Genomic DNA, 14,500 nt, shown 5'->3' with positions numbered 1-14,500 from the left:
ACCCACCACTGAGTGCTGCGTCGCTGCCCGTTCCGGCTCTGCCGTTATGACAACTCGATCGAGACCGCTGTTCCCAGACCGCTGCTTCTCCACACGGTTGGCACTGAGAGTGCGAGCCGCGCGCTGCGCGCGCACCTGACCCCCGAGATCGCCCCTGGAGTGGCGGTCTTGGGGAGGGGCCGTCGTGGTGATGACCATCCGGGTCATGTCGTCCGGCAAGGGGTACGAGTACCTGCTGAAGTCGGTCGTCGTCGGCGACGGCGACCGCGAGATGAGCAGCCCGCTGACCCGGTACTACACCGAGTCCGGCTGCCCGCCCGGAGCCTGGGTCGGCACCGGCCTGATGAGCCTCAACGACGGGCGCACCCCAGCGTTGGCCGAGGGCGACATAGTGACCGAGGAACACCTGGCCCGGCTGCTCGGTGACGGCATCCACCCGGTCACCGGGGAGAAGCTCGGCAAGACGTTCCCCTCGTTGCAACCTCCACGCGAGCGGATTGCAGCGCGCGTTGCACGCCTCGACCCCGACTTGCGTGGCGAGGCCCGGGCAGAGGCGGTGCAGCGTATCCGTGAGGAAGAGGTTGCGAAGAAGCCTCGCACCGCCGTTGCAGGGTTCGATCTGACGTTCTCGCCGCCCAAGTCGGTCAGCGTGATCTGGGGCGTGGCCGACGCGGGCACGCAAGCGCTGATTGCGCAGGCGCATCACGCGGCGATGCGCGACACGATCGCGTTGCTGGAAGATCGCGTCGCTGCAACTCGCGTCGGCGCGGGCGGTATCGCGCAGATGCCGATCGTCGGCGTGATCGCCACGGCATTTGACCATTACGACTCCCGAGCAGCGGACCCGCAACTGCATACGCACGTCGTGGTGTCGAACAAGGTTCAGGGCGAGGACGGTCGCTGGCGCACCCTCGACTCGCGCCGTCTGCACCGGGCGACGGTCGCGCTTTCGGCGTCGTACAACGCGTTTCTCACCGATCACACCACGAGACTGCTCGGCGTGATGTGGGTGCCCGTCGACCGGGGCAAAGACCGCAACACCGGCTGGGAGATCGAGAGCGTACCGGCCGCGCTGATCGCGGAGTTCTCCCGCCGCACCACCGGGGGCAGCGACGACGGGGAGGGTATCGAGCAGGTCAAGAACCGGCTGATTGAGCAGTACGTTGCCGAACACGGCAGGCAACCCTCGGCGACGACGATTGCGAAGCTGCGGCAGCAGGCGACCTTGGAGACGCGGCCTGAGAAGGAACTGCACTCGCTGGCTGAGCTGACCGCCGATTGGCGGGTGCGGGCCGAGGTTGTTCTCGGCGAGGACGCACCGACTTGGGCGCAGCATCTACTCGACCGGGGTGCGTCCGAGGCGCGGCTGCGTGCGGACGATCTCGGGTTGGAGCAGATCGAGGATCTTGCCTCCGTGGTGTTGATGGAGGTCGCGAACCGGCGCGCAACCTGGGGGCGTTGGAACTTACACGCTGAGACGATGCGGCAGATCATGGGAGTCCGGTTCGTCACCACCGGCGACCGCATCCGGGCGCTCGATCAGATCGTCGCGCACGCCGAAGCCGAATCGCTGCGGCTCACCCCGCATTACGACCGTGCCGTACCAGCTCACTACGTTGAGGGTGAGGGCAACAGGTTCCAGCCGGTCGATCAGATCGCCTACTCCAGCCAAGACATCCTCGACGCCGAACGGCGGCTCCTCACGCACAGCCAAGATGACGGTGGCCCGGCGCTGACCGCGCGGCTCGTCGCGCGGCACACTTCCCGCAAGATCGGGGGCGTGCGACTCGATCCCGACCAGGCCGTCGCTATCACCCGCATTGCCCGCTCCGGGCTGATGCTCGATCTGCTGGTCGGCCCGGCGGGTTCCGGCAAGACCACCGCGCTTCGTGCCCTGCACCGGGCATGGACAGCCGCGCACGGGCGTGACTCGGTGATCGGTCTTGCACCGTCGGCGGCTGCCGCCGAAGTGCTCGGTGACTCGCTCGGTGTGCGGGCGGAGAACACCGCGAAGTTCCTCTACGAACAGCACCACGGGCGCTGGAACCTCGAAGCCGGGCAGCTCGTGCTCGTGGACGAATCCTCCTTGGCGGGAACGCTTGCGCTCGATCGCATCACCGAGCACGCCGCCGAGGTCGGAGCCAAGGTCGTCCTCATCGGCGACTGGGCGCAACTCTCGGCGGTCGAGACAGGCGGAGCGTTTGGAATGCTCGTCCGCCACCGGCAAGGAGCACCCGAACTCACCGATGTCCGCCGTTTCGCCAACGAGTGGGAGAAGGCTGCGAGCCTTGGACTGCGGCACGGCAATGCTGACGCACTCGATGAGTACCAGGAGCGGGACAGGCTGCTCGACGGTGACGCCGAAGCGATGCTCGACAGCATCTATGAGGCATGGCGTACTGATCGCGGCGCCGGTCTGCGCTCGCTGATGATCGCGGGCACCGGCGAGATGGTCGCCCAGCTCAACGAGCGCGCCCGCGCCGACCTCATCGAGACTGGGCAGGTCGAGGCCGACGGTGTGCGTCTGCACGACGGCACCACCGCAGGCGTCGGCGATCTCGTCGTCACCAGGCTCAACGATCGCCGCCTGTCCACAGGCAAGGCGTGGGTCAAGAACGGCGACCGCTGGCAAGTCACCCGCCGCTACGACGACGGCTCGCTCGCCGTGCGTCGATTGGGGCGCGGCGACCAGCCATACGGTAAAGCTCTCGTGTTGCCCGCGAAGTACGTCCGCGAGGAAATCGAACTCGGCTACGCCTCCACTGTTCACCGTGCTCAGGGAGCCAGCGTCGATACCGCGCACGCGCTGGTCGATTCCGAAACGTCGTCACGGGAGTTGTTCTACGTGGCGATGACGCGCGGCAAGCACCGCAACCACGCCTATGTGATCGTGCCCGACCCGCACGAGGTCGAGTCACATCTCGACCAGCCCGAGCCGCTGACCCTGACAGACCGGCTCGCCAAGGTACTCGCCCGAACCGACGCCGACCTTTCCGCCACCGAAACCCTGACCCTCGAGGTCGACCGCCACGCCTCGCTGTCCACTCTGCTGGCCGAGTACGACGTGCTCGCCCGCGAAGCACAGACCGACCGCTGGGCCGCGCTGCTCGACGTGGCTCCGTTCCCCGAGAACGTGGCTGAAGACGTGTTCACCAGCCCTTACTACGAACGACTCGAAGTAGCACTCGCCAGACACGAAGCGGCAGGGCATCTTGCAGCCTCGGCGCTCACCGCGCTCGCGGCGAGACTCACGCCTGGCGTCGGTCAAGCCGACCCCGCAGCGCAGCTGGCCAACATGCTCGACCAGGCGACCCAGCAACTCCGGCCCGGCAAGCGAATCGGGGCGCGAGTCGCTGGACTCATTCCTACACCGGCCGAGCCGGTTGCAGACGACATGCAGACCGCGCTCGCTCAGCGGCAGGAACTCATCGAAACCGCCGCGCGCCAACTCCTACAGGACGCCGAGGATGCGGGAGCCGCATGGGTGGCTCGGCTCGGGCAACCGAGTACACGACCCGAAGGGCGAGAGCGGTGGGAGGCACACGCCGCCACAGTCGCGCTATACCGTTACCGCTACGGCATCACCGGCCCGGCACCGCTGGGTGACCCGAATGCCGTGCGTGGCCCTGACCATGCGGCCGAGTACAGAGGAGGCCGGTTCGCATTGCGGCACATCAAGGCGAGTGTTCGACACGATGACGACAGGGGATCCCAGGCGACCGACCGCAGTGCACCACGGCGTCGACTCTGACTATCGGCCTCATCAGGCTCGCAACGACACGCCACGCGCAGAACCCCTTGGTGACGATGTTGTGGCAGGTGGAACCAGCTCTGCCGGGCGTGGCACTCCGGAACCGACAACGCGGGAGGGTGCCAGAGGATACCCTATGAAGCATGGGTACCGCGTACGACTTCCTCAGCTCTCATCTGAAGACGATGGCTGCGCCGTACCTGTTTATCGGCTCGGGGATTTCAAGACGCTACGCTGATCTGCCCGATTGGGAAGGTCTCCTTAGGCACTTTGCTGCATTTACTAGCCATCCGTATGAATACTACCGTGGCCTCGCTTCAGGTGATCTTCCCACGACCGCCTCACTGCTAGCCAACGAGTTTTACTCTGTGTGGTGGTCTGATAAGCGATTCTCAGATTCGAGAGACAGGTATGGCGCTGAGGTTACTGATCCCTCATCAGCCTTAAAGATCGAAGTAGCCAGGTATTTCGAAGAAGCGATTGAAGGATTCAAGCCGACGGCCGAGTATGCTTCCGAGTTCGCGCTCCTGCAGGGCGCAAATGTCGAAGGAGTGATAACGACCAATTTCGACAGGCTGATGTCCGTTGCTTACCCGGACTACACCGTCTTCACGGGCCAAGATGAGTTGCTGTTTGCCGACCCACAAGGTATCGCAGAGATCTACATGATTCATGGATCGTCGCAACAGCCGCGCTCACTCGTTCTGACGGGGGAGGACTACGACGACTTCCAAGAGCGAGATGCGTACCTTGCCGCCAAGCTGATGACCTTTTTCGTCGAGCACCCGATCGTTTTCCTTGGTTACAGTCTGAGTGACAACAACGTACTGGAGATACTTCGTTCGCTGGTGAAGGCGATGCGCGGCACCAACGCGAGCAAGCTCAAGGAGCGTCTTCTTTTCGTCAACTGGGACTCGGACGCTTCCCCAGAGGTGCGTTCTCGAACCGTGCAGATCGAAGGAGGCCAAATCGAGGCCTTTGAGATCGTCGTCCCTGACTTCATCGATGTCTTTCGAGCGCTAGGAATCAAGGAGAGGGCTCTTCCTGCTCGTGTTCTACGCCAGCTCAAGAATCAGATCTACGAGTTGGTAAAGAGTAACGATCCTGATGGTCGACTCGTGCAGGTTTCCGACATTGAGTCGGCCTCGGACCAACTTGACGTGGTGTTCGGTGTTGGCGCCAAGATGACAGTCAAAGGGATCATTGGCTTGTCTCGCTGGGACCTCGTTGATGATGTGCTCGGTTCGCCAGACCGTGGGCTTCCTAGTGACCAGGTGATCACTGAGGCGTTCGGCAGTTCCTTCGCCAGTAACTGGTACGTGCCTTACTGGAAGCATCTCAGGCAAGGCGGGTTCCTCGATGAGGCGGGGAATCTGTTGCCGCAAGTTGAGGTCCCATCCAAGATTCACTCCTATATCTCCCGTGAGAGCAAGAACCTCGGAAACCGCTCTCTCCCTGCCGGTGTGACCTTTCAAGACGTGCTCGACCGTCGAGGAGAGGACTGGATTCTTGGCCATCCTTGGTCGTTGCTGGACGAGACCCGCGACGGTGAGGGCTTGCGAGAGTACCTGAACAACAACCGAAGCTATCGTCAGCAGTCCTACTACCTCACGCAGTACGCCAAGTTGGCCGTGACCCTCGACTGGCTGATGTATGGACCCCCGAACGAGGCCAAATCATGAGCATGGTGGAAAGTCAAGCGGCAGCAGCCTCGGCACTGCTTTCGGCACCCGTCCTCCGCTCAGCGATGCGAGACGGCCCCGCGTCGAAGTTGGCGAATCGCACCATTTCAAGTCTTGTTGAGAGTGGTCTAGCCCTTGGCGCATCTACTGTTCGAACACTGATCTGGCGTTGTGACCGATGGCTCTCGCGCCACTACCGTAACGATCTTGTCTACCGTAGAGCCGTCCTCGGTCAGATGATCCCTTGGAGCGACGGCGTCCTCCTGCCGGAGTTCAGGGTCGGTCGCTCCATTGTCGACTTCTTGGCCGTGACAGACACGTTGCACGCCGTTGAGATCAAGAGCGATCTCGACAACACTTCCCGGCTCGATAGTCAACTGCACGATTACAGAAAAATTGCACCCTTAGTGTCTGTTATGGCATCAAAGCGCGTAGTGGAACGAGTGCTCGCAATCCCAGAGTTCCAGACTATTGGTCTTCACTGGCTTGATGTGGACGGTCGCGTGGAGATTGTCCGCGATGCGAAGTTTAGAAGTGAACTTCTTGATTCAGAGGTCTTGATGCGGTCACTTCGTCGTGCAGAGTATCTCAGAGTTCTGTCTACTCTTGGCGTTACTGTTCCCGACCTCCCGAACACGCGGGTGTTCTCATATGCATTATCAGCCTCCCGAAATCTGGACCCGCTTGTTTTCCACAACGCGGTCGCCGAGCAGCTGAGAGAGCGAAAGCCCCGGGCTGGCCGGTCACTGATAGCTCGATTGCCCGAGCCGGTGCGGCCCGCCGTCTTAAAGCTCGATCCGACGAGACAGCAGATATCCAGTCTTCAAGATTGGATGAACCAGGAGGTTGCAAATGTACATGCCTAGGCTTAGGGCACGGCAGCATGAGGTCTTTGCTGTTCGAAACTGCGCCTCAAGTTTTGCTGCATCTTCGCGTGTCGTACCGATTCTTGAACCGGTGGCCTCGCCAAACGACCTCTTCACCCGCAGACTGAGAGCGATAGCCGACGAGGGGGCCAGTTGTGACCTCGTCCTCAACCCTTCGGTTGGTGATTTACGTTCGAAGGGTAGCTGGAGAGCACTGGGCGACTACTACCTTGAGAACGATCTTCTCAAACACCACGGACTTGCCATCCTCTCCAATGCTGACGCTGATCACGCGGCGATGTCGCGTTGGATCAATGAAGCCAGGGGCGCAGGTCACCAGTTCACGCTCGATATCGTTCACGAGCTGGATCTCTCCGTGACTCTGCAAGGGGCGACGTATCACGGAGTTCGATGGAACATTGCCGAGGATCGGACGGTCCCGGCGTCATATGGGCTGCCCCTCGGAGGCCTTCCTGTGGTCTGGGCGAACGACCCGTTTCCTTCTCTGCCGCGCAATCGAGAGTACGTCGGCCGTGAAGAGGGGATTTTCAGCACTCGCGTCGCCGGCTACAAGAGTGCAGGCTACCTCGGGGTCAGCGACTTCCTCACGCTTGGAAGGGGATATCAACCAGGCGGTGGGCCAGCCTATGCGGTAGTTATCCACTTCACTTATGAATCAGGTGATGTCGTCCGCCTGAAGCACTTCTGCTCTGACAGCAACGAGACTCAGGATGACCCAGCCGGGAAGTTCTTCGAGGCCCTTGAGAAGCTCATAGACTTCGTTGACGAAAGGTCGCTCCCGACAAACCTAGGAATCGACGGTTTTCGCGACCTGTATCAGCGTCAGCACTTTCCTGGACTTGGAAAAGTGAAGGAGCTGTCGATCATGAACCACATGCTGGTAATGCAGGACGCGATTATCTAGATTTCGTGTCGAGACGAGACGTAACTTCAGTCGTCAGACTGTGATTCGCTTGCTCGCTTAACGATGCCCTTGGCGACCGGCTTCAGTGGTCTCCAGTCAATGCCGCTGCCTCGCCAATAGCGGTCATATTCCGCTTCGATCTCAGACTTTAGCTCGTCCAATTGGGCGTAACTCACTTGCTCAGACTTAGACAGGCCTGGACCCTTCATCTGTTCTCTGTACGCATCAAGCTTCTCCTGAATTCGGCGCAAGGCTATACCAGCAGCGCTGCTGAAACCCCTTATCTGGCCGCTATCATGATGATCGCTCAATACCTGTCGAGCAGACTCTTGTGCAGCATCCCGCAGGAACTCACCTCCCTTTTGAAAGTGACTGCTCACTACACTCCTTCCTCGATTCTGCTAGCCCGCCGAGGTTGCCAAAGTAGGTCAATCTGCCTTCGTAGCGTCGATTCCGGGTCAAGCCCCAGTAAGTGGTGTAGCTCGGGTTCCTTCGATTTGTTGATGGTTAGGCGCTGAGTTCGAGGACGATGTCGGTGTTCACCTCGCTTCCTGCGTCGGTGAGAAGGGTGAGGCGGCTCTTGGCGAGTATGTCGAGGCCGAGGTAGCGGCGGCCTTCTGCCCATTCGTCGGTCTGCTCGGCGAGGACGGCGCCGACGAGGCGGGTGATCGCGTCACGGTTGGGGAAGATGCCGACGCTGTCGGTGCGGCGGCGGATCTCTCGGTTGAGGCGCTCGTTCGGGTTGTTGGACCAGATCTGTTGCCAGAGACCTTCGGGGAATCCGGTGAACGCGAGGATGTCCGCCCTCGCGGCGTCGAGATGGTCGTGCGCGTCGGGGAGCTTGTCCTCGACGTAGTCCAGGAGCCGGTCGAATTGTGCGTTCACGGATGCCGCGTCGGGCTGGTCGTAGACGGAGTGCAGCATCGCCTTGACGGCCGGCCACATGCTCTTCGGCGTCACGGACATCAGGTTGGCGGCGTAGTGGGTGCGGCAGCGTTGCCAGACAGCGCCGGGCAGATTCGCCGCGATCGCTTCCACGAGGCCCTGATGCGCGTCGCTGGTGACCAGGCGAACCCCGGACAGGCCGCGGGCGACGAGGTCAGCGAAGAACGAGTTCCAGGCCGCGCCGGTCTCGCTAGTCGCGACCCGCAGGCCGAGGACCTCGCGGCGTCCGTCGGCGTTCACGCCCGTCGCGATCAGCACCACGGCGTTGATGACGCGGCCGCCTTCGCGGACCTTCATGGTGAGAGCGTCGGCGGCGACGAACGTGAACGGCCCGGCATCGCCGAGCGGCCGGTGGCGGAACTGGTCGACGTGCTCGTCGAGCTCCGCCGCCATCCGCGAGACCTGGGACTTGGAAAGCGAGTGGATCCCAAGTGTCTTGACGAGCTTGTCCATCCGGCGGGTCGAGACGCCGGCGAGGTAGCAGTCCGCGATCACCGTGATCAACGCGGTCTCGGCCCGTTTGCGGCGCTCGAGCAGCCACTCCGGGAAATACGTGCCCTGCCGCAACTTCGGGACCGCGACGTCGATGGTGCCGACACGGGTGTCCAGGTCACGGTGCCGGTAGCCGTTACGTTGCGCGAGCCGGTCTGGGGAGACCTGACCCCATTCCGCGCCGACGACGGCGTCCGCGTCGGCGGACAGCAACGCGTTGATCATTGTCTGCAGCAGCTGCCGCATCAGATCCGGTGATGAATCGGCGAGGGCTTCACCAAGCATGCGGGCAGGGTCGACAATATGAGGAGCGGTCATCGTGATGATGCCTTTCGAGTGGGATGTGAGAGTTTCCTCGAAGGATCACACGGTGGCCGCGCTTTACGTCGTGAACGACGAGCTGGCCACCGTGGGCTACACCACTCTAGGGGGCACTACTCGATTCCGCTGGCGAACGCTGTCGAGGTTCAAAACGGAGTCTCGGTGCTCGTTGACCACGGACTGCTTGGCGTTGGTGGCAACGCGCCTTCGGGTAGCGGTAGGTTTGCGACGACGTAGAGGTTCAGGATGTCGTCGCGATCCATGAACATGATCTGGCTGCGCTTGTGGGCGTCGAGAGCGTTGCCGAGCCAGTTGCGGGCCGCTTTGGTGATCTCGCCACCCGCGACGATGAAGGCGTGATCGACCAGGACGCGACGGTTGGTCTCGGGGTCAAAGATCTCGTGTGCCAGCATCATGAGCGCCTGGTTGTGGATCTCAGCCATGTTGGCGTTACCCGTCTTGGTTACCCCCGAAGCGTCGAGCTTGCCCTTCTTCGCCTGTATGCCGAAGTAGAGAATGTGCTGCGTGGGCAAGGTGTAGCGCATCCAAATGTCCTTGCCGTACTCCAGGGCCTTGTCCTTGTGCCCGGCGGCGGTGATGCGGTGGTAGCCAAGTTGCCTGAACATCGGGAGTAGTACCTCCTCGATGAGGTCATCCTCGCTGCACTGGTCGAGGTACGCCGTCAGGAGCTGCCGCCGCTCCAGCTCAGCCTTGCTGAAGGGGCGGTGGGGGTTGGCGGCAAGGATGGTCACGGTCTGGGTGCCGACATGACGGAGGTAGCAGTGGTTGTCCTCGCCATAGAACGCCTCGAAACCTTCGCGGCCAAGTACCTCATTGAGTTGCGCGAGCGCCCGAGGACGGTCGGACCCTTCGTTGAGCCGATCGGCCGGGCTCATCAGCTGGTCGATGAGGCGGCAGAAGATCTCTGGTGGGCGGTTGGGTCCGTCGTGCGGTTCGGCCAGCATCTGTTCCAACACATCTGCCACCCAGCGGTGGCGAGTTGAACCATCATGCTGGTACTCCGTCTCCAGCTCTTGGAAGAACTCGCTGATGTACATGCTGGACCGGTACGGGAAGTACTTGGCTTCGTCCTCATTTTCAGCGTCGTCACGGCCCGTGTTGCCCACGATGAGGTCAGCAAGAGCTTCGAGGTTGCGGCGCTTGAATTTCACGGTGCCATTATCGCAAGTGAAGTCGACAAGCTTCCGGACTCAGCAATGCTCGTGTGCCGCAGCTCGTGCACGGCGCGCTCCGGGTGTGCTGCACGAGGGGACGTCAGGGCAAGTCTCTCGTGTGCGTCCAGACGGTCATCCGATGCACGTCGAACCGCTGACAGATCGAGACCACGCTCTCGCCGTTCGCGCGTGCAGTTCGGATAGCGTCCACTTGCCTCTCGGACAGGGGTGTTCTAGCTCGTCTCCTAGGGTTCGCGACGACTCCCGGCTCGTCGTCAGTGGCACCGTCTGGCTCGTGAACGATACGGAGTTTCGCCTGATTCCACGCGGAACCCAGCCGCTCGAACCGCTGCCAGGTGTTCGGTTTGAGTCCACCCGCGTCCACAGGAACAGAACGCAAGAGCCTCGCCCCGCATCTCGCAGGGCGAGGTTCTTTCGTTGAAGCGCTGGGCCGGTCCGACCGCTGCGATGAGACCGCACGGCAGCGGCGAGGCGTTCGATCCGGTGCCCCTAGGCTGAGGTCATGGACGCGACGCCCAGCGAATCCGGCTCGACCCTGCACACGCATGCCGTCGACAGCCAGCGCCGCGCCGCAGCCCTCGGCGAGGGGGATCGCGTGCTGTCGCGCACGCAGAAGGTGTATGTGGCGCTCAGGGACGACATCGTCCGCACCCGGCTCGCCCCGGGCGAGGTCGTCATCGAACCGGAGCTTGCCGCGCGCTTCGGGGTGTCGAAGACGCCCGTGCGCGAGGCCCTGCAGATCCTCGTCGTCGAGGGGCTCGTCGTCGCCCTTCCCCGGCGCGGATACGTCGTCCGCCCGCTGGGCATCAACGAGGTGCGCGAGGTGCTCGATCTGCGCCTGATCATCGAACCGCCGATGGCGGCGGGTGCGACGCGCTACGGCAACGAGGCTTTCGTCGAGGAGCTCAGCTCGATCCTGGACGCGCAGCGCAGCGGCTCAGGCACGGCGGAGCTGACCGATGCGGCGCGCGCTTTCCACGAGTGCATCCTCGGCGCGGCGCGCAACGCTCGGGCCAAGACGCTCATGAGCGGCCTGTTCGATGAGACGACACGGAGTCATCACCTGATCCCGGCGATCGATGCGCGCATCCACTCGGACGTCGAGAACAACGGACACCAGCAGGTGCTCGAGGCGATCCGCACAGGCGATCCGCGCGCCGCCGAGGAGGCCATGCGCGGCCACCTCGTGGAGCTGAGGGAGTTCGTCCTCCAGGCATTCCTCGAAGCCTGACCCGCGCTCGTCGCGAATGAGCGCCCCATTGGTCGCGTCAGATATATCTGAGGCATATCGCTATTGTGCCCAAGATATTTGGTGGCTATGGTGGTGCCGACACTGCGGTCGGCTCTTCGACCGGCCCGGGGCTGCCGAGAGGAACCAGGACTTTTGCGACGCCGCATCCGCACCTTCACCGAACTGCTGAGCTTCGCTCCGCCGGCGCTTCCCACCGAGGCGACGCGCGTGGCGGAGGCACGTAGCCTCGGCGACCTCCGCCGGCTCGCGAAGCGTCGCGTGCCCGGATTCGTCTTCGACTACGTCGAGGGTGCCGCGGTGACCGAGCAAGCCGCCCGAGACAACGAGTCGGCCTTCGCCCGCCGGAGGTTCGTGCCCTCCGTCACGGAGAGCGCAGCCGGAGCGTCGCTCACCACCCGCCTGCTGGGACGCGAGCATGCGATGCCGATCGGCATCGCCCCCATCGGCCTCACCGCCCTCATGCGCGCGGCCGGCGAGACCGACGGGGTCCGCGCGGCTGCGAACCGCGATGTGCCGTTCGTGCTCTCCACGATGGGCACGCGGAGCATCGAGGACGTCGCCGACGCGGCGCCCGCTGCGCGCCGATGGTTCCAGCTCTACCTGCGGCGGGATCGTGCCGCGTCGCTCGCCCTCATCGAGCGGGCTGCTGCGGCGGGTTTCGACACCCTCGTGCTGACCGTCGACACCCGGGTGCCCGGGCAGCGCTACCGCGACGACCGCAACAGACTCTCGATGCCGCCGCGTCTGACGCTGCGCACCGCCGTGCAGTCGGCGCTGCATCCCGCGTGGTCGCTCGATCTGCTGGCACACGATGCACCGGCCATGGCGAACTTCGGGCCCCGATCCGGAAGCGTCACCGACGTGGTCAGCAGCATGTTCGATCCCGCGCTGTCCTTGGACGACGTGCGCTGGCTGCGGGGGAACTGGAACGGGCCGATCGTCGTGAAGGGCGTGCTGTCCGCCATCGACGCCGAGCGCTTCATCGACGCCGGAGCGGACGCCATCTGGGTCTCCAACCACGGCGGTCGCCAACTCGACCGTGCGATCGCGCCCATCGAGGTCGTCGGTGCGGTGCGCGCCGCCGTCGGCGACGACGTCCCGATCCTCCTCGACTCCGGCATCCGCAGCGGCCTCGACGTCGTGGCCGCGATCGCGTGCGGAGCCGACTTCGTCTTCCTCGGCCGGGGGTACATGTACGGCCTCATGGCAGGCGGACGGATCGGGGTGGAGCGCGCGCTCGACCTCATGGCGAACGAGACCCTGTCGACGATGCAGCTTCTCGGCGTGCGCACGACCGCCGAACTGCGCGGCCGCGGGAGCGCCGTCCTCGCGCCGACCGGATAACCACGACCACGCCAGCACTTTTCAATGACGAAAGGACACCCCATGGCCAATGAACAGCAGCGCACCATGACCCCGCAGGCGAGGCGGGCGATCGCCGCAGCCTATTTCGGCACGCTCATCGAGTGGTACGACTACGCGCTCTACGGCGCCGCCGCCGGCCTCGTGATCGGCCCGCTCTTCTTCCCGGACGTCATCCCCGCCTCCGCCTCGATGCTCGCCTTCGCGACCTTCGCCGTCGGGTTCGTGGTGCGGCCGCTCGGCGGCCTCATCATCTCCCACCTCGGCGACCGGGTCGGCCGGAAGCCCGCGATGATCCTGACCATCGTGCTCATGGGGATCGCGACCGTGGGCATCGGGCTCCTCCCGACTGCCGAGGCGATCGGGGTGGCGGCGCCGATCCTGCTGATCCTGTTCCGCTTCATCCAGGGCTTCGGCGCCGGTGCGGAACTCGCCGGTGCGCTCACGCTCGTCGCCGAGTACGCGCCAGAGCGCCGCCGAGGGAGGGTCATCGGACTGGTCACCTCAGGCGCCCCTGGTGGAGCGTTCCTCGCGACTCTGGCCTTCACCTTCGCCTCGATGCTGCCCGGCGACGTGCTCCTCGGCGGGGCCTGGCGCATTCCGTTCCTGGTCTCCGCCGTCCTGTTCGTCCTGGCGCTCTGGATCCGTCGTCGCCTCGAGGAGACGCCCGAGTACCGGGACGCGGTGACGAACGCGGAGCAGTCCGCGACGAAGGTGCCCTTGGCGGAGCTGTTCCGCCGCAGCCCCCGCGAGCTCGTCATCGGCTTCTTCAGCGTCTGCGGGCACAACGTGACCAACTACGTGCTGAGCGCCTTCGCGCTGAGCTACCTCACGCTGACGGTCGGGATGCCCCGGGTCGAGGCGCTGATCGCGGTCCTGGTGTCCTCACTGCTCACCGCCTTCGCTCCTGTCCTCGGCGGCGTCGCGGTCGATCGCTTCGGGGCCAAGCGCGTGGTGATGTTCGGCTCGGTCGCCGGGATCGTCCTCACGTACCCGGTCTTCCTCTCCCTGCAGTCCGGCGACCCGGTGCTGGCTGCTCTCGGGATGACGGCGCTCGGCGTCATCGCCGTGGGTGCGACCGCGGCGTCCACCGGGACCTTCCTCACGAACCTCTTCCCGACCCGGTACCGCTTCACCGGCGTCGCGACGGCCCGGGAGCTCAACGGCGCCCTGGTCGCCGGCCCGACTCCGCTCATCGCCACCGCGCTCGTCGCGGCCGCCGGGGGAGGGCTCTGGCTCGTGGTGCTGTTCGTCATCGCCGCCTGCCTCGTGTCGCTCCTGGCCGTCGTCGCGACGCCGAAGCGCATCGGCGACCTGCAGCCCGAGGAGGCGTCCGGTCCGTCGGTGATCGCATCGGCCGAGAGGGTGTCGGACGGAGCGGGAGGAGGCGACACGCCCGGGAATCGGCGGTGATTTGCCCGATGCCTGGAACCCACGTAAGTTATTACCTGTTCGCCCCAAACGGTTGAGCGGAGGTCCTCGGACCGGCTCCCGTCAAGCAGCTAACACCTCCCGAATCCCACACACTCACTGAGTGAACAGGATGAAGGATGCTGATCCGTTCCCACGGTCAGGCCGAAGAAACTCGGACTTGACAACGGAAACGAGATCGGTAAGATAGAGAAGTTGCCCTGCGGGCCTGGTCGTGATGGCTGGGTCGTGGGAGCATCCGATCCTTGAGAACTCAACAGCGTGCACTTGTCAAATG

At 63.9% G+C, this 14,500-nt stretch carries 10 protein-coding genes; 7 read left to right on the top strand and 3 right to left on the bottom strand.

Annotation, left to right across the window (positions count from 1 at the left end):
• The first annotated feature begins 190 nt into the window (after window positions 1–190).
• The 4 genes from mobF (at window position 191) to AB0P08_RS16665 (ending at window position 7,224) form a co-directional block, all read left to right on the top strand.
• A complete protein-coding gene (gene mobF / locus AB0P08_RS16680; RefSeq protein WP_363590607.1) occupies window positions 191–3,751 on the top strand; it encodes a MobF family relaxase in 3,561 nt (1,186 codons plus the stop codon).
• A gap of 143 nt (window positions 3,752–3,894) precedes the next feature.
• The gene (locus AB0P08_RS16675) at window positions 3,895–5,433 is read left to right on the top strand and encodes an SIR2 family protein (protein WP_259983752.1); all 1,539 of its coding nucleotides are present in this window, start codon (window positions 3,895–3,897) and stop codon (window positions 5,431–5,433) included.
• A complete protein-coding gene (locus AB0P08_RS16670; RefSeq protein WP_259983754.1) occupies window positions 5,430–6,299 on the top strand; it encodes a sce7726 family protein in 870 nt (289 codons plus the stop codon). Before AB0P08_RS16675 ends, AB0P08_RS16670 begins: the two co-directional genes overlap by 4 nt.
• Complete coding sequence (locus tag AB0P08_RS16665; RefSeq protein WP_259983756.1) at window positions 6,286–7,224, top strand: sce7725 family protein; 939 nt, start codon at window positions 6,286–6,288, stop codon at window positions 7,222–7,224. The genes AB0P08_RS16670 and AB0P08_RS16665 overlap by 14 nt, the downstream gene beginning before the upstream one ends.
• 26 nt (window positions 7,225–7,250) lie before the next feature.
• Here the strand turns inward: AB0P08_RS16665 and AB0P08_RS16660 are convergent, their stop codons facing one another.
• The 3 genes from AB0P08_RS16660 to AB0P08_RS16650 all read right to left on the bottom strand — a co-directional run bounded on the left by AB0P08_RS16660 (window position 7,251) and on the right by AB0P08_RS16650 (window position 10,154).
• A complete protein-coding gene (locus AB0P08_RS16660; RefSeq protein WP_259983757.1) occupies window positions 7,251–7,604 on the bottom strand; it encodes a hypothetical protein in 354 nt (117 codons plus the stop codon).
• A 127-nt stretch (window positions 7,605–7,731) separates the two neighbouring features.
• Window positions 7,732–8,979, bottom strand: a complete 1,248-nt coding sequence (locus tag AB0P08_RS16655) for an IS256 family transposase (protein WP_363590600.1) — start codon at window positions 8,977–8,979, stop codon at window positions 7,732–7,734.
• A gap of 149 nt (window positions 8,980–9,128) precedes the next feature.
• Complete coding sequence (locus AB0P08_RS16650; RefSeq protein WP_259983759.1) at window positions 9,129–10,154, bottom strand: PDDEXK family nuclease; 1,026 nt, start codon at window positions 10,152–10,154, stop codon at window positions 9,129–9,131.
• 526 nt (window positions 10,155–10,680) lie between these two features.
• On the opposite strand from AB0P08_RS16650, the gene AB0P08_RS16645 reads away from it, so the two are divergent.
• From AB0P08_RS16645 to AB0P08_RS16635, 3 genes are all read left to right on the top strand, one after another.
• The gene (locus AB0P08_RS16645) at window positions 10,681–11,409 is read left to right on the top strand and encodes a GntR family transcriptional regulator (RefSeq protein ID WP_363590599.1); all 729 of its coding nucleotides are present in this window, start codon (window positions 10,681–10,683) and stop codon (window positions 11,407–11,409) included.
• 153 nt (window positions 11,410–11,562) lie between these two features.
• Window positions 11,563–12,774: an alpha-hydroxy acid oxidase gene (locus AB0P08_RS16640; RefSeq protein ID WP_363590598.1), complete on the top strand. Its 1,212-nt coding sequence runs from the start codon at window positions 11,563–11,565 to the stop codon at window positions 12,772–12,774.
• A gap of 42 nt (window positions 12,775–12,816) precedes the next feature.
• Complete coding sequence (locus AB0P08_RS16635; protein WP_363590597.1) at window positions 12,817–14,205, top strand: MFS transporter; 1,389 nt, start codon at window positions 12,817–12,819, stop codon at window positions 14,203–14,205.
• The last annotated feature ends 295 nt before the right edge of the window (window positions 14,206–14,500 follow it).

It is taken from the genome of Microbacterium meiriae, assembly GCF_040686935.1.
Lineage (GTDB): Bacteria > Actinomycetota > Actinomycetes > Actinomycetales > Microbacteriaceae > Microbacterium > Microbacterium meiriae.
Note: the sequence above shows the minus strand (reverse complement) of the source record. Positions and strands in the feature narration are given on the sequence as shown.

What these genes read in the sequence shown, in the direction of transcription:
- AB0P08_RS16645 (WP_363590599.1), top strand. Translation starts at nt 10,681, where the DNA reads ATGGACGCGACGCCCAGCGAATCCGGCTCGACCCTGCACACGCATGCC.
- AB0P08_RS16670 (WP_259983754.1), top strand. Translation starts at nt 5,430, where the DNA reads ATGAGCATGGTGGAAAGTCAAGCGGCAGCAGCCTCGGCACTGCTTTCG.
- AB0P08_RS16665 (WP_259983756.1), top strand. Translation starts at nt 6,286, where the DNA reads ATGTACATGCCTAGGCTTAGGGCACGGCAGCATGAGGTCTTTGCTGTT.
- AB0P08_RS16655 (WP_363590600.1), bottom strand. Translation starts at nt 8,979, where the DNA reads ATGACCGCTCCTCATATTGTCGACCCTGCCCGCATGCTTGGTGAAGCC.
- AB0P08_RS16675 (WP_259983752.1), top strand. Translation starts at nt 3,895, where the DNA reads ATGGGTACCGCGTACGACTTCCTCAGCTCTCATCTGAAGACGATGGCT.
- mobF (WP_363590607.1), top strand. Translation starts at nt 191, where the DNA reads ATGACCATCCGGGTCATGTCGTCCGGCAAGGGGTACGAGTACCTGCTG.
- AB0P08_RS16635 (WP_363590597.1), top strand. Translation starts at nt 12,817, where the DNA reads ATGGCCAATGAACAGCAGCGCACCATGACCCCGCAGGCGAGGCGGGCG.